At 68.2% G+C, this 19,513-nt stretch carries 19 protein-coding genes; 7 read left to right on the top strand and 12 right to left on the bottom strand.

Annotated elements, in window-relative coordinates; translation table 11 throughout:
• Positions 1 to 57: 57 nt before the first annotated feature.
• The 4 genes from carB to ACG0Z3_RS00700 all read right to left on the bottom strand — a co-directional run bounded on the left by carB (position 58) and on the right by ACG0Z3_RS00700 (position 5,776).
• Positions 58 to 3,333, bottom strand: coding sequence for a carbamoyl-phosphate synthase large subunit (gene carB / locus ACG0Z3_RS00715; protein ID WP_394394490.1), 3,276 nt, complete (start codon positions 3,331 to 3,333; stop codon positions 58 to 60).
• A 24-nt stretch (positions 3,334 to 3,357) separates the two neighbouring features.
• Positions 3,358 to 3,999, bottom strand: a complete 642-nt coding sequence (gene leuE, locus ACG0Z3_RS00710) for a leucine efflux protein LeuE (protein ID WP_394394489.1) — start codon at positions 3,997 to 3,999, stop codon at positions 3,358 to 3,360.
• Positions 4,000 to 4,012: 13 nt separating this feature from the next.
• The gene (carA, locus tag ACG0Z3_RS00705) at positions 4,013 to 5,173 is read right to left on the bottom strand and encodes a glutamine-hydrolyzing carbamoyl-phosphate synthase small subunit (protein ID WP_394394488.1); all 1,161 of its coding nucleotides are present in this window, start codon (positions 5,171 to 5,173) and stop codon (positions 4,013 to 4,015) included.
• A 201-nt stretch (positions 5,174 to 5,374) separates the two neighbouring features.
• A complete protein-coding gene (locus tag ACG0Z3_RS00700) occupies positions 5,375 to 5,776 on the bottom strand; it encodes a GlcG/HbpS family heme-binding protein (RefSeq protein WP_394394486.1) in 402 nt (133 codons plus the stop codon).
• A gap of 92 nt (positions 5,777 to 5,868) precedes the next feature.
• On the opposite strand from ACG0Z3_RS00700, the gene ACG0Z3_RS00695 reads away from it, so the two are divergent.
• A complete protein-coding gene (locus ACG0Z3_RS00695) occupies positions 5,869 to 6,561 on the top strand; it encodes a Bax inhibitor-1/YccA family protein (protein WP_394394484.1) in 693 nt (230 codons plus the stop codon).
• Positions 6,562 to 6,653: 92 nt separating this feature from the next.
• On the opposite strand, the gene ACG0Z3_RS00690 is transcribed toward ACG0Z3_RS00695, so the two are convergent.
• The 6 genes from ACG0Z3_RS00690 to surE all read right to left on the bottom strand — a co-directional run bounded on the left by ACG0Z3_RS00690 (position 6,654) and on the right by surE (position 13,284).
• Positions 6,654 to 8,162: a glycoside hydrolase family 5 protein gene (locus tag ACG0Z3_RS00690; protein ID WP_394394482.1), complete on the bottom strand. Its 1,509-nt coding sequence runs from the start codon at positions 8,160 to 8,162 to the stop codon at positions 6,654 to 6,656.
• Between the two features lie 174 nt (positions 8,163 to 8,336).
• Positions 8,337 to 9,689: a 23S rRNA (uracil(1939)-C(5))-methyltransferase RlmD gene (rlmD, locus tag ACG0Z3_RS00685; RefSeq protein ID WP_394394480.1), complete on the bottom strand. Its 1,353-nt coding sequence runs from the start codon at positions 9,687 to 9,689 to the stop codon at positions 8,337 to 8,339.
• 34 nt (positions 9,690 to 9,723) lie between these two features.
• Positions 9,724 to 10,665: an RNA polymerase sigma factor RpoS gene (gene rpoS / locus ACG0Z3_RS00680; protein ID WP_394395352.1), complete on the bottom strand. Its 942-nt coding sequence runs from the start codon at positions 10,663 to 10,665 to the stop codon at positions 9,724 to 9,726.
• Positions 10,666 to 10,781: 116 nt separating this feature from the next.
• On the bottom strand, positions 10,782 to 11,675 hold the full coding sequence (locus ACG0Z3_RS00675) for a peptidoglycan DD-metalloendopeptidase family protein (RefSeq protein ID WP_394394478.1): 894 nt from the start codon (positions 11,673 to 11,675) through the stop codon (positions 10,782 to 10,784).
• A gap of 57 nt (positions 11,676 to 11,732) precedes the next feature.
• Positions 11,733 to 12,536, bottom strand: a complete 804-nt coding sequence (locus tag ACG0Z3_RS00670; protein WP_394394476.1) for a protein-L-isoaspartate O-methyltransferase family protein — start codon at positions 12,534 to 12,536, stop codon at positions 11,733 to 11,735.
• A gap of 4 nt (positions 12,537 to 12,540) precedes the next feature.
• On the bottom strand, positions 12,541 to 13,284 hold the full coding sequence (gene surE, locus ACG0Z3_RS00665) for a 5'/3'-nucleotidase SurE (RefSeq protein ID WP_394394474.1): 744 nt from the start codon (positions 13,282 to 13,284) through the stop codon (positions 12,541 to 12,543).
• A 93-nt stretch (positions 13,285 to 13,377) separates the two neighbouring features.
• Here surE and ACG0Z3_RS00660 point away from each other — a divergent pair, with 93 nt between their 5' ends.
• Both ACG0Z3_RS00660 and ACG0Z3_RS00655 read left to right on the top strand, forming a co-directional pair.
• Positions 13,378 to 14,355: an NADPH:quinone oxidoreductase family protein gene (locus ACG0Z3_RS00660; RefSeq protein WP_394394473.1), complete on the top strand. Its 978-nt coding sequence runs from the start codon at positions 13,378 to 13,380 to the stop codon at positions 14,353 to 14,355.
• A 100-nt stretch (positions 14,356 to 14,455) separates the two neighbouring features.
• Positions 14,456 to 15,202 carry a LuxR C-terminal-related transcriptional regulator gene (locus tag ACG0Z3_RS00655; protein ID WP_394394472.1) on the top strand — a complete coding sequence of 249 codons (747 nt, stop codon included), beginning with the start codon at positions 14,456 to 14,458 and terminating at the stop codon, positions 15,200 to 15,202.
• Here the strand turns inward: ACG0Z3_RS00655 and ACG0Z3_RS00650 are convergent.
• Positions 15,182 to 15,883, bottom strand: a complete 702-nt coding sequence (locus ACG0Z3_RS00650; RefSeq protein ID WP_394394471.1) for a glutamine amidotransferase — start codon at positions 15,881 to 15,883, stop codon at positions 15,182 to 15,184. The genes ACG0Z3_RS00655 and ACG0Z3_RS00650 overlap by 21 nt on opposite strands.
• A 31-nt stretch (positions 15,884 to 15,914) precedes the next feature.
• Positions 15,915 to 16,472, bottom strand: a complete 558-nt coding sequence (locus ACG0Z3_RS00645; RefSeq protein WP_394394470.1) for a carboxymuconolactone decarboxylase family protein — start codon at positions 16,470 to 16,472, stop codon at positions 15,915 to 15,917.
• A gap of 100 nt (positions 16,473 to 16,572) precedes the next feature.
• Here ACG0Z3_RS00645 and ACG0Z3_RS00640 point away from each other — a divergent pair, with 100 nt between their 5' ends.
• The 4 genes from ACG0Z3_RS00640 to ACG0Z3_RS00625 all read left to right on the top strand — a co-directional run bounded on the left by ACG0Z3_RS00640 (position 16,573) and on the right by ACG0Z3_RS00625 (position 19,513).
• Positions 16,573 to 17,433, top strand: coding sequence for an AraC family transcriptional regulator (locus tag ACG0Z3_RS00640; RefSeq protein WP_394394469.1), 861 nt, complete (start codon positions 16,573 to 16,575; stop codon positions 17,431 to 17,433).
• Between the two features lie 10 nt (positions 17,434 to 17,443).
• Positions 17,444 to 17,800 (top strand): hypothetical protein, encoded by a 357-nt coding sequence (locus ACG0Z3_RS00635; RefSeq protein ID WP_394394468.1) that lies wholly within the window; start codon positions 17,444 to 17,446, stop codon positions 17,798 to 17,800.
• A gap of 76 nt (positions 17,801 to 17,876) precedes the next feature.
• The gene (locus tag ACG0Z3_RS00630) at positions 17,877 to 18,143 is read left to right on the top strand and encodes a hypothetical protein (protein WP_394394467.1); all 267 of its coding nucleotides are present in this window, start codon (positions 17,877 to 17,879) and stop codon (positions 18,141 to 18,143) included.
• Positions 18,140 to 19,513: a TolC family protein gene (locus tag ACG0Z3_RS00625; protein WP_394394466.1), complete on the top strand. Its 1,374-nt coding sequence runs from the start codon at positions 18,140 to 18,142 to the stop codon at positions 19,511 to 19,513. The genes ACG0Z3_RS00630 and ACG0Z3_RS00625 overlap by 4 nt, the downstream gene beginning before the upstream one ends.

Genomic DNA, 19,513 nt, shown 5'->3' with positions numbered 1-19,513 from the left:
CCGCCGCTGCGATCCGGAGGGCCCGGACGGCGGCGGCGGAATCAATGGACGCGAAGTTTAGGCGAGTTCGGCGTGCAGCTCTTGCAGGGATTGCACGAGCAGGCCGTCCTGGTGCTTCATGCCTTCCACGGCGGCTTCGCAGCCGGCCATCGTCGTGTAGTAGGTGACGCGGTTGGCCAGCGCGGCCTGGCGGATGTAGCGGCTGTCGGCAATGGCCGTACGGGTTTCGTCCACCGTCGTGAAGACGAGCTGGATGTCGCCGCCCTTCAACGCGTCGACGATGTGCGGGCGGCCGTCCTTGATCTTGTTGATCAGCTTGACCGGCACGCCGGCGTCCGCGATGGCGGCCGCCGTGCCCTTGGTCGCGACGATGCCGAAGCCCAGCGCATGCAGGTCCTTGGCGATGGCGACGGCGCGGTCCTTGTCGTTGTTCTTCACCGTGATCAGCACGTTGCCCGAACGCGGCAGGCGCGAGCCGGCCCCGATCTGGCTCTTCAGCATCGCTTCGCCGAAGGTCTTTGCGGCGCCCATTACCTCGCCGGTCGAACGCATCTCGGGACTAAGGATGGGGTCCACGCCCGGGAACTTGTTGAACGGGAAGACGGCTTCCTTCACGCTGAAATACGGCGGCACCACTTCAGCGGGCACGCGCCCCTTGCGGTCGCGCTGGTCCTGCAGCTTCTGGCCGGCCATGCAGCGGGCAGCGATCTTGGCGAGCTGCTGGCCGGTGGCCTTGCTCACGTAAGGCACCGTGCGCGACGCGCGCGGATTCACTTCCAGCACGTAGATCGTGCAGGCCGACAGGCCCTTCGTCACGTCGCCCTGGATCGCGAACTGCACGTTCATCAGGCCGACGACCTTCAGCGCTTTGGCCATCGCGGCGGTCTGGCGGCGCAGCTCGTCCTGCACGTCGGCGGCCAGCGTGTAAGGCGGCAACGAGCAAGCCGAGTCGCCGGAGTGGATGCCGGCCGCCTCGATGTGCTCCATGATGCCGCCGATCATCGTGTCGACACCGTCGCTGATGCAGTCCACGTCGACTTCGACGGCGTCTTGCAGGAAATGATCCAGCAGCACCGGTGACTTCTCGGACACGCGCACGGCCTCGCGCATGTAGCGCTCCAGGTCCTTGTCGCCGTGCACGATTTCCATCGCGCGGCCGCCCAGCACGTAGCTCGGACGCACGACCAGCGGGTAGCCGATTTCGTTGGCCAGCACGACGGCCTGTTCTTCAGTACGGGCGGTGCGGTTCGGCGGCTGCTTCAGGCCCAGCTCATGCAGCAGCTTCTGAAAGCGTTCGCGGTCTTCGGCGATGTCGATGGAATCAGGCGTCGTGCCGATGATGGGCACGCCGGCGCGCTCCAGGTCCAGCGCCAGCTTCAGCGGCGTCTGGCCGCCGTACTGCACGATGACGCCGACCGGCTTTTCCTTGTCGACGATCTCCAGCACGTCTTCCAGCGTGACGGGCTCGAAGTACAGGCGGTCGGACGTGTCGTAGTCGGTGGAGACGGTCTCGGGGTTGCAGTTGACCATCAGCGTCTCGTAGCCGTCCTCGCGCATCGCGAGGGCCGCGTGCACGCAGCAGTAGTCGAACTCGATGCCCTGGCCAATGCGGTTCGGGCCACCGCCCAGCACCATGATCTTCTTCTTGTCCGTCGGGGCGGCCTCGCACTCGGCATCGGCACCTTCGTACGTGGAGTACATGTAGGCCGTCTGCGTCGAGAACTCGGCGGCGCAGGTGTCCACGCGTTTGTAGACCGGACGCACGTTCAACGCGACGCGGCGCTCGCGAACGGCGTGCTGGTTGGTGCCCAGCAGCTTGGCCAGGCGCTTGTCCGAGAAGCCCTTGGTCTTCAGCAGGCGCAGCTCGGCCTCACTGATGGACTCGAGGCTGCGGCCCTTCAGCTCGCCCTCGATCTGCACGAGTTGCTCGATCTGCGCGAGGAACCACGGATCCACCGCAGTCTCTTCATAAATCTCGTCCAGAGTCATGCCGATGCGGAAGGCGTCGGCCAGGAACAGGATGCGCTCGGGGCCGGCTTCGCCGATCTCCTGCACGATCTCTTCGCGATCGGTCGAGCGCTCGGTCAGGCCGTCGATGCCAGTCTCCAGGCCGCGCAGCGCCTTCTGGAACGACTCCTGGAAGGTGCGGCCCATGGCCATCACTTCGCCGACCGACTTCATCTGGGTCGTCAGGCGCGAGTCGGCCATCGGGAACTTCTCGAACGCGAAGCGCGGGATCTTGGTGACGACGTAGTCGATGCTGGGCTCGAACGACGCCGGCGTGGCGCCGCCAGTGATGTCGTTCTTCAGTTCGTCCAGCGTGTAGCCCACGGCCAGCTTGGCCGCGACCTTGGCAATGGGGAAGCCCGTGGCCTTGGAGGCCAAAGCGGACGAACGCGACACGCGCGGGTTCATCTCGATGACGACCATGCGGCCGTCCTTCGGGTTGATGGAGAACTGCACGTTGGAGCCGCCGGTATCCACGCCGATCTCGCGCAGCACCGCCAGCGACGCGTTGCGAAGCAGCTGGTATTCCTTGTCCGACAGCGTCTGGCTCGGCGCCACGGTGATGGAGTCACCCGTGTGGATGCCCATCGGGTCCAGGTTCTCAATGGAGCAGACGATGATGCAGTTGTCCGCCTTGTCGCGGACGACCTCCATCTCGTATTCCTTCCAGCCGATCAGGCTCTCCTCGATGAGCAGCTCGTTGGTGGGCGAGAGGTCGATGCCGCGCTTGCAGATGGTCTCGAATTCTTCCGGGTTGTAGGCGATGCCGCCGCCCGTGCCGCCCAGCGTGAAGCTGGGGCGGATGACCATCGGGAAGCCACTGCCGCCGATCTCGGCATGGATCTGCTTCTGCACCGCCCACGCCTCTTCCAGCGTGTGCGCGATGCCCGACTTGGCCGAGCCCAGGCCGATCTTGGTCATCGCATCCTTGAACTTCAGGCGGTCCTCGGCCTTCTCGATGGCGACCTCGTTGGCGCCGATCATCTCGACGTTGTACTTGGCCAGCACGCCGTGCTTGTGCAGGTCCAGCGCGCAGTTCAGCGCCGTCTGGCCGCCCATCGTCGGCAGCACCGCGTCAGGCCGCTCCTTGGCGATGATCTTCTCGACGACCTGCCAGGTGATGGGCTCGATATAGGTGACGTCGGCCGTGTCCGGGTCCGTCATGATCGTCGCCGGGTTGCTGTTGACGAGGATGACCTTGTAGCCCTCCTCGCGCAGCGCCTTGCAGGCCTGGGCGCCGGAGTAGTCGAACTCGCAGGCCTGGCCGATGATGATCGGGCCGGCGCCGATGATGAGGATGCTCTTGAGGTCTGTACGTTTCGGCATGGCGGTCTGCGCTCTTGGAACTTTTTAGAGGGTGGCCGTGGCCAGCTTGGCCCCGAATCCAACGAAAAGGGCTCCGACGCCCGCGTTGGCGGCGCCGGAGAGTCGACGCCGCGCACGGAAGGCCGCCGCGAGGCGGGCGCCGGCAAAGATCAGCGTCGAGAGATAGACAAAGCTCAGCACCTGGATGATGGAACCCAGGATCAGGAAGGTCAGCGCGGGATGCGGGTAGGCCGGATCGACGAACTGGATGAAGAAGGACAGCAAGAAGGCGATGGCCTTGGGGTTCAGCAGGCTGACGACCAGCGCTTTCTTGAACGGCTGGTTGGCATCGACGGCGCGCGGCGCCTCAGCGGCCTGCGCTTCACCGCGCCAGCTCTTCACGCCACCGCGCAGCAACTCCAGGCCCAGCCAGCCGAGGTAGGCCGCGCCAACCATCTTCACGACGAAGAAGATCTGCGGGCTGGCCATCAGCAGCGACGCGCCACCGGCCGCGGCCGCCGTCATCAGCACCGTGTCGCCCACGAACACGCCGCACGCAGCCGTGTAGCCGGCGCGCACGCCGCGCTGCGCCGCCACGGACAGCACGTACAGCGAGTTGGGCCCCGGCAGCAGGATGATGAAGATCGCTGCCGCGAGGTAGGTACCGAGGTCGGTGATGCCGAACATGCGAGGCTCCCGATCAGGCCTTGCTCATCAGGCCAATGAAGCGGTCGAACAGATAGGCGATGTCGTGCGGACCGGGGCTGGCTTCCGGGTGACCCTGGAAGCTGAAAGCCGGCTTGTCGGTGCGGGCGATGCCCTGCAGCGTGCCGTCGAAAAGGCTGATGTGCGTGGCGCGCAAGTTGGCCGGCAGCGTATCGGCATCGACCGCGAAGCCGTGGTTCTGGCTGGTGATGCCGACACGGCCACTGTCCAGGTCCTTGACCGGGTGGTTGGCACCGTGGTGGCCGAACTTCATCTTGAAGGTCTTGGCACCCGAGGCCAGCGCCAGGATCTGATGGCCCAGGCAGATGCCGAAGACAGGAATGCCGGTCTCGACCAGTTCCGCCGTGGCCTTGATCGCGTAGTCGCAGGGCTCCGGGTCGCCAGGGCCGTTGGACAGGAACACGCCGTCCGGCTTCAGCGCGAGCACGGCGCTGGCGGGCGTCTGTGCCGGCACGACGGTGATCTTGCAGCCGCGTTCGGCCAGCATGCGCAGGATGTTGTTCTTGGCGCCGAAGTCATAGGCGACGACATGGAACTTCGGCGCGGTCTGCGTGCCGTAGCCGCTGCCGAGCTTCCATTCGGTCTGCGTCCAGGTTTCGTTCGCAGTGCGGCTGACGACCTTGGCCAGGTCGAGGCCCGCCATGGACGGTGCAGCCTTGGCGGCAGCAACGGCCGTGTCGATGTGGGCCTGCGTCAGCGCCTCGCCGGCGGGCAGCGCCAGGATGCAGCCGTTCTGCGCCCCCGTCGTGCGCAACACGCGCGTCAGGCGGCGAGTGTCCAGGCCGGCGATGGCCACCGTGCCCTGCTCGCGCAGGTAGGCATCCAGCGTCTTACCAGCACGGAAGTTGGACGCGCGGATCGGCAGGTCCTTGATGACCAGACCGGCAGCGAACACCTTGCTCGCCTCGACGTCTTCCTCGGCGACGCCGTAACTACCAATGTGCGGATACGTCAGCGTGACGATCTGGCGGCAGTAGCTGGGGTCGGTCAGGATTTCCTGGTAGCCGGTCAGCGAGGTGTTGAACACGACTTCGCCGACCGTCTGGCCGGTCGCGCCGATGGACTGGCCTCGGAACACCGTCCCATCCGCCAGAGCCAGGATTGCTTGAGGGGGATGGAGCAGGTCGGTCAGCACAAAGGGTCTCCGCAAGTGGATCGCGTGCCCAGCATCAACCCGTCGGGCGACAGGTCAACTTGTAGAAACCGAGGGGTAGGTTTTCTAGAAACCTTACAGGTTTCCGCCGGGCAGCGTAGGGTTCAGGTAAACCCATCGAGTATAGCCGACCCGGGTTAGTACGGAGGCTTCGTGTCCGCTCCGCGACGGCTTCGTGACACCTCAAAGTGCCGCGATGCCCGCCTTGGCGATCTCTGCGTCCTCGCTGGACTTGACGCCGCTGACGCCCACCGCACCGACGACCTGCCCGTCGACGAGAATGGGCACACCGCCCTCCAGCGTGCCGTACATGCCGGGCACACTCAGGAAGGACACGCGGCCGCCGTTGATCATGTCCTCGTAGACCTTGGATTCGCGGCGACCCAGCGCCGACGTGTGCGCCTTGGCCGGTGCGAACATGGCGGAACTGGGCGAGGCGCCATCCAGGCGCTGCAGCCACAGCAGGTGGCCGCCGGCATCGACGATAGCGATGGACACGGCCCAGCCCTTGGCCAGGGCATGGGCTTCGGCAGCGGCGGCGATGCGCTTGACGTCGGAGAGTTCGAGTTGGGCTTGCTGTTTCATGGCCTTGCTTTCAAAGGGTCAGCCCCCAATGTAGCCCCCAAGGAGCGCCCTAGAATCTTCGCGGTTTCCCATTTGCTCCTCGGAGGACTCACATGAACGAAAGCATGCAAACCCACTACGGCTACGCCGCCCAGGGCCTCGCCGTCGACCGTCAGCGCGTGCTGCGCAACACGTACTGGCTGCTGGCCCTGTCCATGGTCCCGACCGTGCTGGGCGCCTGGATCGGGGTCAGCACCGGCTTCATGGCCAGCCTGGGCTTCGGCATCAGCACCCTCGTGTTCTTCGTCGGCGCCTTCGGCCTGATGTTCCTGGTCGAGAAGACCAAGAACAGCGCCATGGGCGTGGTGTCGCTGCTGGGCTTCACGTTCTTCATGGGCCTGATGCTGTCGCGCCTGATCGCCCAGATCCTGGGCTATCGCAACGGCGCCAGCCTGATCATGACCGCGTTTGGCGGCACTGGAGCCATCTTCTTCGCGATGGCCACGCTGGCCACCGTCATCAAGCGCGACCTGTCGAGCATGGGCAAGTTCCTGTTCGTCGGCGCGATCATCCTGATGGTGGCCGGCATCGCCAACATCTTCCTTCAGTCCTCGGCCCTGCTGCTGACGCTGCTGGTGATGTCCATGGCGATCTTCTCGGCCTTCATGCTCTACGACATCAAGCGCGTACTGGACGGCGGCGAGACCAACTACATCAGCGCCACGCTGGCCATCTACCTGGACATCTACAACGTGTTCCAGAGCCTGCTGTCGCTGCTGGGCATCTTCGGCGGCGAGCGCGACTGATTGAATCGCCCCGAAGGGGCTGTCCGTGGGCCGGCAACGCCGGCACCACGGCAGTCGCTGGATGAAGGAGCTCCGCTGACGGGCTCCTTTTTTTATGGCGCGGCCGGCTTGTAGTTCTTCAGCACGAAAGGCGCGCTGAGCACCACCGGCTGGCCCACCTGGCCCAGTTGCAGCGCCAAGTTGACGGTGCCGGCCGCGAAGTTCTCGGTGGCCACGCCGCCGATGGCAACCGCCTCCAGCTTGCTCGTCAGCGTGACGGCACCCGAGACGACCGCCGTGTACGGCGGCGCACCGATCTGCAGCAGCATGGGCACGACGGCCCTGGCCTTGGGATCTTCGCTATCCAGCCGCGCCCAGGCGATGACCTGCAGCTTGTCGCCTTTCGCGATCCCGCCCTGCACCGGCGCGACCGCACCGATGTCCCAGGGGTTGGGCTTGCCACCGGCCAGTGCCACGCGCAGGCAGACCTTGCCCGTGGCGGCGCAGGGCACCTGCCCGCTGGACTGGCCATCGCCATAGACCGACCAGGCGCTGGCCCGGGGCGTGTTGATCAGGTAGTCCAGTGCCGGGTCCGTCGCACGGGCCGGCGCGGCTGCCGTCGCCTTCTCCGGCACCAGCACACCGTGAATGGGCTTGACGAAGCCGTCGGCCTTCATGTCCCACAGCACGAAGTCCGAATCGAACTGCCAGTACGACCAGCCGAAGCCCCGCGCCTCGGCTGCACGCGCCACGGCCCCCGTCCAGGCCACGCGCTGCGCCATGCCGGCCGTCTCCAGCGCGCCGAACTCCCCCAGCAGGATGGGCCGCTGATGCTTGTCCGCCCACGCCTTGACCTTGTCCATGTCCGCCCTGAGTTGCTGCTGCTCGGCGGCCGTGCCCCAGGTCACGCCTGAGAGCTTCTGGAACTGCGGCGTCCACGACGCCCCCTGGTGCGTGAACTCCATCGGCGTGTAGTAGTGGAAAGTCACGATGAGGCGGCGGTCGCTCTCGGGCAGACGCAGGCTGTCCAGGTGGTCCAGCGAGTTCCAGAACTTCGGGCCGACGACGACGCGCCGCGTCGGGTTGGTCGCACGGATGATGGCCAGGTTCTCGGCCAGCATGTCGTTCCAGACCGCATCTGCCGCGCCGTTGGGCTCGTTCAGGATTTCGAACACCACGGCGTCCGGCGCCTTCTGGTAGCGCGCGGCGATCTGGCGCCAGAAGGCCTGCAGCTTCACGCGGCAGGCCGTGAGGTCGGCCTCCTTGGCGCACTCGTTGAAGTTGTGCTCGTCCAGGATGACCTGCAGCCCCGCCTTGAGACCAGCCTCCACCAACTCGTCCAGCGTCTTGAGCCACCCCGCGGAGAGTTGCCCCTGGTCGTCCATGTGCGCGAAGGCATGCAGGTTCAGCCGCACATGGTCGAAGCCGCCGTCACGGATGGCCTGCATGTGTCGAGACTGGAAGCGTGCCTTGGCGGGATCGGCCCACAGTGGGTCGTAACCCACGATGTTGACGCCACGCTTGGGCACGGCCAGGTCGGCCTGGGCCAGCGCGGCCCCTGCCAGGCCCAATGCCAGGCACGCCAGGCCCAGCGCACGCGCGATTCGGGAACGGATGTCCATGGATGTCCTCTGTCTCCGGTGAGATAGGTTCAGTTTGAAAACAAACTAAACAACGTTGTTTATTTATTTTGTCTACACCCTGACGCAGCGGACTCCGGACTTACACGGACGCAAAAAAGCCCACCCGCCGGGCCAGCGGCGGGTGGGCTGTGGGCAGGGAGAGCCTGCTGCGGGCTAGCGGTCGAAGACGGCGATGCTCTCGACGTGCGCCGTGTGCGGGAACATGTTCACCGCGCTAGCCGCCGTGCAGCGGTAGCCCGCCACGTTGACCAGCAGCCCGGCATCGCGCGCCAGCGTTGCCGGGTTGCAGCTGACGTAGACGATGCGCTTGGGCGCCGTCCAGCCCGGCGCCAGCGACGGATCCTGCGCGATGTCGGCCACAGCCTTGGCCAGCGCGAACGCGCCCTCGCGCGGCGGGTCGATGAGCCAGCGGTCGGCCGTGCCATCCAGCGCCAGCAGCTCGGGCGTCATGTCGAAAAGGTTGCGCGCGACGAAGCTCGTCTTGTGGGCCAGGCCATTGGCCGCGGCGTTCTCGCGCGAGCGCTGCACCAGCGTCTCGCTGCCCTCGATGCCCAGCACCTCGCGCGCCTGCGTGGCCAGCGGCAACGTGAAGTTGCCCAGGCCGCAGAACCAGTCGATGACACGGTCGTCCTTCTGCACCGCCAGCAGCCGCAGCGCGCGACCGACCAGCGCCGCGTTGATGTGCGGGTTCACCTGCGTGAAGTCGGTCGGCTTGAACGGCATCGTCACGCCGAACTCGGGCAGGCGGTAGGCCAGTTGCGCGCCGCCTTCGTCCAGCAGCTTGACGGTGTCCGGCCCCTTGGGTTGCAGCCACCACTGCACGCCATGCTCGGCGGCGAACGCGCGCAGCAGCGCGATGTCGCCATCAGGCAGCGGGTTCAGGTGGCGCAGCACCAGCGCAATGACCTCGTCGCCCATCGCCAGCTCGATCTGCGGCAGCCGGTCCCGCTCGGCCATGCTAGCGATCAGCTCGCGCAGCGGCATCAGCAGGTCGCTGACGACCTTGGGCACGACCTTGCAGACCTGCATGTCGGCCACGTAGCGGCTCTTGCGCTCGTGGAAGCCGATCAGCACCACGCCCTTCTTCTGCACATAGCGCACCGAGAAGCGCGCGCGGTAGCGGTAGCCCCAGGTCGGACCCTCGATGGGCCTCAGCAGCACCTCGGGCTTGACCTTGCCGAGATGCCACAGCTGGTCTTCCACGACACGCTGCTTCACCGCCACCTGCGCGCCGGCCTGCAGGTGCTGCATCTTGCAACCGCCGCAGGCGCCCGCGTGCAGGCCGAAATGCGGGCAGCCCGGCGTCACGCGCAGCGGGCTTTCCTTCTTGATCTCGATGAGCTGGCCCTGCTCCCAGTTGTTTTTGCGGCGGGCGATCTGCGCCTTGACGATCTCGCCCGGCAAGGCGCCGTCGATGAACACCACCTTGCCTTCGGCGTTGTGCGCCACGCCCTGCGCTTCAAGCTCGATGCTCTCGACCTTGAGCCAATCCGTTGTCTGAGTCATAGGGCCGGGATTATCCCGGCAGAGCTCGATGGCGCTAGAAGATGCTGTCGCGGTCGACACCGTGCCGCATCATGTTGCGCTTGAGCTTGGCCAGCGCCTCGATCTGGATCTGGCGGATGCGCTCGCGCGTCAGCTTCAGGCGGATGGCCAGCACGTCCAGCGTCTCGGGTTCGCGGTCGGACAAACCGTAGCGCCCGGCCAGCACCTCGCGCTCGCGATCGTTCAGGCTGGCCAAGCCGTGCTGCAGCAACGCCTCGACCTCGTGCGACAGCCGAAGACCCATCGGGTCGATGGCCTGGTCATCGGCAACGAGATCCAGCATCGACTCGCCACCCTCGCCATTGCGGTCAACCGGCGAATCCAGCGAGCTGGGCTGCTCCGCATAGGCCAACAGCTCGGCCACCTCGTCGACGGGCCGGCCCAGCGCCTGTGCCACGTCCTCGGCGCGCACACGGCTTTCCACCCCCTGCGCGCTCTGCAACGCCTCCAGCGCGCGGCGCGCCCTCAGCACCTGGTTGAGCTCGCGCACGATGTGCACGGGCAGCCGCACAAGACGGGCCTGGTGCATCAGCGCGCGCTCGATGCTCTGGCGAATCCACCAGCTGGAATAAGTGGAGAAGCGGAAGCCCCGCTCCGGCTCGAACTTGCCGATGGCGTGCATCAGGCCGAGGTTGCCTTCCTCAATGAGGTCGCTCATCGGCAATCCGCGTCCCAGGTAGTTCTTGGCGATGCTGACGACGAGCCGCAGGTTGTGCTCGATCATGGACTGGCGCGCCTGGAAATCACCGGCACGTGCTGCCGTGGCCGTCTCGAACTCCTCCTGCGGTGTCAGCAGTGGCGTGCGACGGATGTCGCGCAGGTAGGCCTGCAGCGCATTGCCCAGCTCGACCTCATGGCCGCTCCCGTTGCGCAGCGCCTGCGCGTCCTCGTCGGGGGCCTCGGCGCCGGGCTCGGTGTCGCCATTCATCGCGAGCATGACGGCGGGCTCGTGGGCCGCGCCAGCATGGCCCTGGTGACCGTTCGGCAGGGTGGGCGCAGCGCGTTTCATGACGTGGTCGCTGGCCCGGAGTACTGGGATGCTAACCGGCCGACTCAGCGCGCCGGCAGCAGCTTGGCCGGGTCGACGGGCTTGCCGAGCTTACGCACCTCGAAGTGCAGCTTGACGGTATCGCTCTCTGTAGAACCCATCTCGGCAATCCTCTGACCCTTGCGAACCACTTGGTCCTGCTCGACCAGCATCGCCCGGTTGTGGGCATACGCCGTCAGGTAGGTGTTGTTGTGCTTGATGATGACCAAGTTGCCGTAGCCACGCAAGCCCGAACCTGCGTAAACCACGCGCCCGTCGGCCACGGCCAGCACCGGGTCACCAGGCTTGCCGGCGAAGTCCAGGCCCTTGTTGCGCTGCTCGTCAAAGCCCGCCGTGACGGGGTGCGAGACCGGCCATCCCCAGGCCAGCGCGTCATCGTCAGCCGCGGCACCATCCTTGTCCTTGACCACCGGCTCCTTCGCCGCCGTGGCCGCGGCGGCCGATGCCGCGCTGGCCGACGCCGCAGCTGGCTTCGCATCCAGCGGACGGGCCTCGACCCGGGGGGCGCTCGCGATCGGGCGGGCGGCAACCGCGGCCGCATCCACGCCGGGCGGCACCACGCGCAACACCTGACCCACCTCGATGCGGTTGGGGTTCTCCAGGCTATTCCACTTGGCGACGTCGCGCCAGCTCTGGCCGTTGTCCAGCGCGATGCGGATCAGCGCGTCACCCGGCTTGACCGTGTAGTAGCCGGGCTTGCCGGCGTTCTCGGCGCCGGGGGCTGGCTTGGGTTCAGGGGTCGTGGGTGCCGGCGGCACAGGAGCGGATGCGGGCGCGGCCGTGCGTGCCGGCTGCGGATTGCGATCCTCGACGGGAGCCGGCTTCTTGGGCGACGAGACGCAGGCGCTGAGCAGCAGCGAGGAGGCGAGGACAGACAGGAGGCGCAGGCGTGAGGACATCGTGTGGGCACGTTGGGGGCCACCCGGATTGTGTGGCGCGGTGCGCCAGCGGCCCCGTCAGACGATGCCGGATTTTAGGGGGACGAACAGCACGGCCTCGTGCTCAGTGCGCAGCCAGCGGCTGACGCCCCCGTCCACCACATGGTCCAGCACCACCAGCACCTGGCCGCGGCCGCTGGATGCCGTCGGCGCGATGAGCCGGCCGCCGGGCGCAAGCTGCTCGGTCCAGGCGGGCGGGATGTCCTCGCCGCCAGCGGCGGCGATGATGCTGTCAAACGGTCCGCTGGGCGCATGGCCCACCCGCCCGTCGCCCCAGACCAGTCGCGGCGCACGCGGCAGCGCGATGCGCTGCAGGTTGAGCCTGGCCTTGTCGTGCAGCCCCTGAAGGCGCTCGATGGAGGTCAGCTGCCGCGCCAACATCGCGATGACGGCAGCCTGGTAGCCGCAGCCGGTGCCGATTTCCATCGCCCGCCCCAGCGAGCCGCGCTCGCGCGCCGAATGGCCGGCCATCAGCAGGCCCAACATGTGGGCCACGACGGAGGGCTTGGAGATGGTCTGTCCATGGCCGATGGGCAGTGCCGTGTCTTCATAGGCCTGCGCGGCCAGCGCGCTGTCGACGAATTCGTGGCGTGGCACGGCGGCCATCGCGGCCAACACGCGCTCATCGAACTGGCCCTCGGCGCGCAGCCGCTCCACCATGCGCCGCCGCACCGCACCGCCGTCCAGGCCGGTGCCACTGGGCCGTGCCAACCGGGCCGCGTCGCGCGTGGCCTGGTGCAGGTGGCGCTGCGGCATCAGCAGCTCCCGCTGCGGCGCGGCCGCCGGCTTCAGGCTGGCCGGGAAACGCTTGGGCGTGGACATCGGGTCAGAGACCCAGGCGCTGCGCCCAGGCGCCCAGCGACGCATGTTCGGTCAGGTCCACCTGCAATGGCGTGATGGACACCTGGCCGTTGGCGGTGGCGTGGAAGTCTGTGCCCTCGGCGGCATCTTTCGCGTCACCGGCCGGGCCTATCCAGTAGATGGTCTCGCCGCGCGGGTTGACCTGTTCGATGATGGCCTCGGCCGAATGACGGCGCCCCAGCCGCGTGATCTTGCGCGGCAGGCTGTCGGCATCGGGCCGATTGGGGATGTTGACGTTGAGCAGGAAGCTCTGACCCAGGCCGCCGGCAATGACCTGCTCAACGATGCTGCGGGCCGCGCGCGCGGCTGCATCGAGCTCCACCCAACCCTTCTCGGCCTGCGAGAACGCGATGGACGGGATGCCGAACAGGTAGCCCTCGGTGGCGGCGGCCACGGTGCCGGAATACAGCGTGTCGTCGCCCATATTGGCGCCGTTGTTGATGCCCGACAGCACCAGGTCGGGCCGGTAGCCCAGCAGGCCGCTCAGCGCGAGATGAACACCGTCCGACGGTGTGCCGCTGACATAGCGGAAGCCATTGGCGGCGCGGTACACATTCAGCGGGCGGTTCAGCGTCAGCGAGTTGGACGTGCCGCTGGCGTTCTGCTCGGGCGCGATGACATCGATCTCGCCCAGCCCTTCGCACGCCTTGACGAGCGCCGCCAGGCCCGGAGCAAGGTAGCCATCGTCGTTGGAAATCAGGATTCGCATGGGCTGCGATTGTAGGGAGCGCGTCACCTGCGAGACCGGGTGTAACCCCCTTGATTCCTATCATGGCTGCTCCATTCCACGAGGAGACAGAAGATGAAGGCATGGGTCTGCGAGAACCCGGTGGGCGTCGAGGCGCTGCAGTGGCGCGAGCTACCCGCCCCGGCGCTGGCGGCGGGCCAGCTGCGGGTGAGCGTGCGCGCCGCCAGCCTGAACTTCCCCGACCTGCTCATCGTGCAGAACAAGTACCAGATGAAACCGCCGCTGCCCTTCGTGCCGGGCACGGAGTTCTCGGGCGTCGTCACCGAGGTGGGCGACGGCGTCAAGGGCTTCGCCGTGGGCCAGCGCGTGGCTGCGTTCGGCGGGCTGGGCGGCTTTGCCACCGAGGTGTGCATCCCGGCCATGCTGGCCATGCCGCTGCCCGATGCGTTCAGCTTCGAGGACGCTGCCGCCTTCATCTGCACCTACGGCACCAGCCACCATGCGCTGCTGGACCGCGGCGCGCTGCAGGCCGGCGAGACCGTTCTCATCCTCGGCGCGGCGGGCGGCGTCGGCACGGCGGCCATCCAGATCGCCAAGGCGGCTGGCGCCCATGTCATCGCCGCTGCCAGCAGCGATGCCAAGTGCGCCGCCTGCCGGTCGCTGGGCGCCGACGCCACCATCAACTACACGACGCAGAACCTGCGTGACGAGCTCAAGGCCCTCACCGAGGGCCGTGGCCCCGACGTGATCTACGACCCGGTCGGCGGGGATCTGGCCGAGGCTGCCTTCCGCTCCATCGCCTGGCGTGGCCGCTACCTCGTCATCGGCTTTGCGCAGGGCGCCATTCCGGCGCTACCGCTGAACCTGGCGCTGCTCAAAGGCGCCTCGCTGGTGGGCGTGTTCTGGGGCGAGTTTGCCAAGCGCGAGCCAGGCCGCAACGCGAAGATGCTGGGCGAACTCGCCGCCTGGTATGCGGCCGGCAAGATCAAGCCAGTGCTCGACAGCGTGCTGCCGCTGGAGCAGTTGCCCGCAGCCTTCGCGCGCATGGCGGCGCGCGAGGTGGTCGGCAAGTTGGTTCTTACCCACGCTTGAAGCCTGAACCGGGGGCGTTGCCCCCCGCAGTCTCGGCCCGTTGCGGCCAGGGGGCTGCGCTACATTGCCCGGTCGACACGACTGCCGCTGTTGCTCCGCCATGACCGTCAAAGTCCTCATCATCGAAGACAACCCCGTTGCCCGCAGCTTCCTGTGCCGCGTCGTGCGCGAGAGCTTCAGCGATGCGATGGAAATCACCGAAGTCGGCGACCTGGAGAACGCACGCCGCCAGGTCGCCAAGCTCGCCGGCAGTTCGCCGGATGCGGGCTTCAAGCTCATCCTCGTGGATCTGGAACTCCCCGACGGCAACGGCATGGAGTTCCTGACGGAGCTCTCCGGCTCGCCGTCGCTGAAGATCGTCACGACGCTGTACTCCGACGACGACCACCTCTTCCCCGCGCTGCAATGCGGCGCCGACGGCTACCTGCTGAAGGAAGACCGCTTCGAGGTGCTGGTGGAAGAGCTGCAGCGCATCGTGCGCGGCCAGCCGCCGCTGTCGCCCGCCATCGCGCGTCGGCTGCTGTCGCACTTCCGTCCCTCGTCGTCGGGCGACAGCGGCACCATGCCACTGAACTCCGGCTTCGGCTCGCTGTCGTCGTCGCATGCGCCGTTCAACAACAGCCGCAGCGTCGCGCTGGACCCGCCGCCCGAGTGGGAACGCCTGACGCCGCGCGAAAGCGAAGTGCTGACCTACCTGAGCAAGGGCTTCACGATCAAGGAGATCGCGAACCTGATGGGCATCAAGTGGTTCACCGTCAACGACCACATCAAGTCGATCTACAAGAAGCTCAACGTCAGCAGCCGCGCCGAAGCGGCGGTGCTGGCGTCAAAGCAGGGCTTGGTCTAGCCAGCGCTGCATGAACCGCTCCAAGGCCTCGGCAAGTCCGGGGCCTTGTTGTTTGGCGGCGTCGCGAAGCAATTGGGGCTGGATGCCGGCCGCTGCCAGTTCGCCCGCGTGGCCGATCAGCCATTGCTCGATGCGCGCCGGGTCGACCTCCGGGTGGAACTGCAGCGCCAACGCCCGTTCGTGCGGCGCAAAAGCCTGGTGCGGGCATACAACCGTCGCGGCAAGCGACGGCAGGCCGGCAGGCAGCGCAAACTGGTCGCCATGCCAGTGCAGCACCGGCTGGCAACCCAGTTCGGCCAACACCGTGCCCTGCCCCACCTCGGTCAAGGCCAGTGGGGCGAAGCCGATCTCCTTGACGCCCATGGGCCGCACCTCCGCACCCAGTGCCCGCGCCATCAGCTGCGCACCCAGGCAGACGCCCAGCAACGGCCGACCCGAGTCCAGCCGGCGCCGCACCAGCGCCACCTCATCGAGCAACCACGGGTAGTTCGCATCGTCCTCGACGCTGATCGGCCCGCCGAGCGCAACCAGCAGGTCGACCGCATCGAGGTCGATGGCCGAGACATCCTCGACACCGGCTTCGACATAGCGCACCTCGAAGCCGCGCCTGCGCAGCAGCGGCTCGATGAGGCCCAGGTCTTCGAATGCGAGATGGCGCAGCGCGACGGCGGTCTGGGTCAAGGCAATCATCATCGCTGCACCACCTCGGCTATCAAGCGACCGAACGCAGCTTCACGCCGGGGAAATCCACCGGCACGGCGAACGCGACGTTCACGTAGTTGGTGAACAGGTTCAACGCGACGTGCGCCAGGATCTCGACGATCTGGCCGTCGCCGAAGCCCGCAGCGCGCAGCGCCGCGACATCGGCATCGCCGACCTGGCCGCGCTGCTCGACGAGCTTCAGCGCAAAACGCAGCGCAGCGGCCGTCGCCGGGTCGGCCGATTCGCCGACCTGGGCGGCGCTCATCTCGGCGGCCGACGCGCCGGCCTTGCGGCCCAGCGCCGTGTGCGCGGCCAGGCAGTACTCGCAGGCGTTGCGGTCGGCCACGGCAACGGCGATCTGCTCGCCCAGCGTGGCCGGGATGCTGCCGCCGCCTTGATCCGAAAGAGCGCCGAAGAAGCCCCACATCGCTTGCAGTGCGGCCGGCGAGTTGGCGACGGCGCGGAACATCGCGGGCGTGGCGCCGAAGGCTCCGTGCACGGCATCCAGCAGCGGGCGGCTGGCAGCGGGGGCATCGGCGGCGGAGACGAGAGGAATGCGGGAGGTCATGGAGTCACCTTTCGGTTGCACTGAAGGAAGGCCCCCACTGTGCGCGCCGAATCAGGCCGATAGGTATCATAAAGTCCAAACAAAATATCTATTCATCCCAATGCCCGACGTCATGCCGCTGGACCGCCTCAGCCCGCTGCTGGAGCGCTTCCGCGTGCGCGCCAGCCTGTTCCACACCGGGCCGCTGTGCGGCGTGACGCATTTCGACGCACAGCCCGGGCGCGGCTTCCTGCACGTCATGCGCAACGGCGAGATGGCCGTGCGACATGCCGCCGGCAGCGGGCTGGTGGAGCAGCTGGTGGTGAGCGAACCCAGCCTGGTGTTCTACCCGCGCCCGCTGGCGCACGACTTCCACAACGCGCCCACCGAGGGCGCGGACTTCGTCTGCGCGACGCTGGACTTCGACCAGGGCGACGCCCACCCGCTGGTGCGCGCGTTGCCGCCGCTGGTGGTGTTGCCGCTGGCCCGCGTGGACGGCCTCAACGAGACGCTGACGCTGCTATTCGGCGAGGCCGAGCGCGTGCGCTGCGGCCAGCGGCTGCTGGCGGACCGGCTGTTCGAGGTCCTGCTGCTGCAACTGCTGCGCTGGATGCTGGACCAGCGCGACAACCCGCTGCCAGTGGGCCTGCTGAACGGCTTGGCCGACGCGCGCCTAGCCCGCGCGCTGACCGCCGTGCACGCGCGCCCCGGCGAGGCCTGGACGCTGGAGCGCCTGGCCGCCGAGGCCGGCATGTCGCGCAGCCGTTTTGCCGAGGCCTTCCGCGACGCCGTCGGCACGACGCCTGCCGACTACGTGGCCGACTCGCGCCTGGCCATCGCCCGCGCCGAACTGCGGGCGGGCAAGTCGCTGAAGACGCTGGCCGCCGAACTGGGCTACGCCAACGCGTCAGCGCTGAGCCGGCTGTTCACGCAGCGGCACGGCGGGCTGTCGGCGCGGACCTGGCGACAGCAAGGCGGTTAAAGTGTTGCCCATGCGTCGCCCCGGCCGCTTCCTCGTCCTCTGCCTGCTGCTCGTGCTGCTGCCCTTGCGCAGTCTGCTGGCGGCCACGCAGCTGGAATGCGGGCCGGCGCAGCCGACGCCGGTCGTGATGGCCCATGCGGAGCATGAGCATCACGAGCACCATGACGCCGATCCAGCCGCCGATGCCCAGGCTGATGCCCACAGCCAGACCTGCAAGCTCTGCGCGCCCTGCTGCCTGGCCGCCGCGCCACCACCGGCGTTGACACTGACCGTGACGAGCACGCCGGCCGAGCAGGCCGCGCTGGCGCCAGCCGAGAGCTGGTCGGGCGTCGTGCCGCCCCTGCCCGACCCGCCGCCTCGGGCCTGAGCCCCTCCCAACGCTGCCCTCCCGCCGCGCGCTTAGTTGCGCCTGGTGGGTCGATCACCCGTTCCGAGAGGCTGTCATGCCCAAGTTATTTCCCCGCACGGGGGCGCTGTTCGCCGCCTGGCTGGCGTTGAACGCCACCAGCGCTGCTGCCCAGACTCCCCGCCCCGACCCTGCCGACGCGCACGCCAAGGTGCCGTCCGCTGTCGCCAGGAAGGCAATGCCGCTGCCGTCTGCCGATGACCCACCCCGCGTCGACTGGCGCGCAGCCAACGACCGCGTCGAACGCGTCGGCGGCTGGCGCACGTACGCCAGAGAGACGCTGCCGGCGGAGAAACCGCTATGAAGCGCACGCTGTCCCTGACGACACTGGCCCTGGCACTCGCCGGCTGCGCCAGCCTGAAGCCCGGCGACGAGGTCTCCGACGTCAACCGGCTGACCCAACACCACACGGGCCAGGCGCTGGCTGCCGAGCCGCTGCCGCCCGATGCGTTGACCGCCCGCCTGCGCGAGCCGCTGAGCGCTGACGCCGCCGTACAGCTGGCGCTGCAGAACAGCCGCGCGCTGCAGGCCCGCCTGGCCCGCCTGGGCGTGACGGCGGCCGAGGTGGACGAAGCCGGCCGGCTGCCCAACCCCGGCTTCAGCTTCAGCCGCCTCACGCGCGGCGACGAGGTGGAGCTGGAGCGCGGCTGGCACGTCAACCTGGCCCGGTTGCTGACGCTGCCGCTGGTGCGCCAAGCCGAGCAGCGCCGCCTGCAGGCCGAGCAGCGGCAGACCGCCGCCGACGTGCTGGCGCTGGCCGCGGACACGCGCCGCGCGTGGGTAGCCGCCGTGGCCGCCGAGGAAACGCTGACCTACCGCCGCCAGGTGCTGGAGGCCGCCGACGCCGGCGCCGAGCTGGCGCGGCGCATGCAGGCCGTCGGCAACTTCAACGCGCTAGCCCGTGCACGCGAGCAAGGCTTTGCGGCCGAAGCACGGCTGGCATTGGCCCGAGCCGAGGGGCAACGCCTCGCGAGCCGCGAGCGCCTCGTGCGCCTGCTGGGTCTGTGGGGCGACGATGCCGCCGCGCTGCGCGTGCCCGAGCGCCTGCCGGCGCTGCCGACGACCGCACGCGAGCAGCCCGACATCGAGACGCTGGCGCTCGCGCAGCGCCTGGACGTGCAGGCCGCGCGGCTGCGACTGGAGCAGGCTGCACGCCAACTGGATGCCGGCCGCATCAACCGCTTCGTGTCGATGCTGGAGCTGGGCGTCGTTCACAACACGTCCAACGAGGCGCCGGTGCAGCGCGGCTGGGAGGTCACGTTGGAGCTGCCGCTGTTTGGCCCCGGCCCGCTGCCGCGCGCGCAGGCGCTGGCCCGCGAGGCGGCGCACGATGCTGCCGACACGGCCATCCGCGCGCGCTCCGAGGTGCGCGAGGCCTACGGCCTGTACCGCGGCGCGTGGGACATCGCCCGCCAGCACCGCGACGAGTTGCTGCCGCTGGCCCAGCGCATCTCCGACGAGCAATTGCTGCGCTACAACGGCATGCTGATCGGCGTGTTCGAGCTGCTGGCCGATGCCCGCGCACAGGTAGCCGCCGTGGCCGCCGCGCAGGACGCGCTGCGCGACTTCTGGCTGGCCAAGGCCGACCTGGACCAGACGCTGCTTGGCCGCGCTGCGCCCGCCCTGCCCTCCGCCGGCGCCGCGCCGGCTGCCGCCGCTGCGGCGCCCCACTGA

It is taken from the genome of Pelomonas margarita (assembly GCF_043555875.1).
GTDB lineage: Bacteria > Pseudomonadota > Gammaproteobacteria > Burkholderiales > Burkholderiaceae_C > Pelomonas > Pelomonas margarita.
Note: the sequence above shows the minus strand (reverse complement) of the source record. Positions and strands in the feature narration are given on the sequence as shown.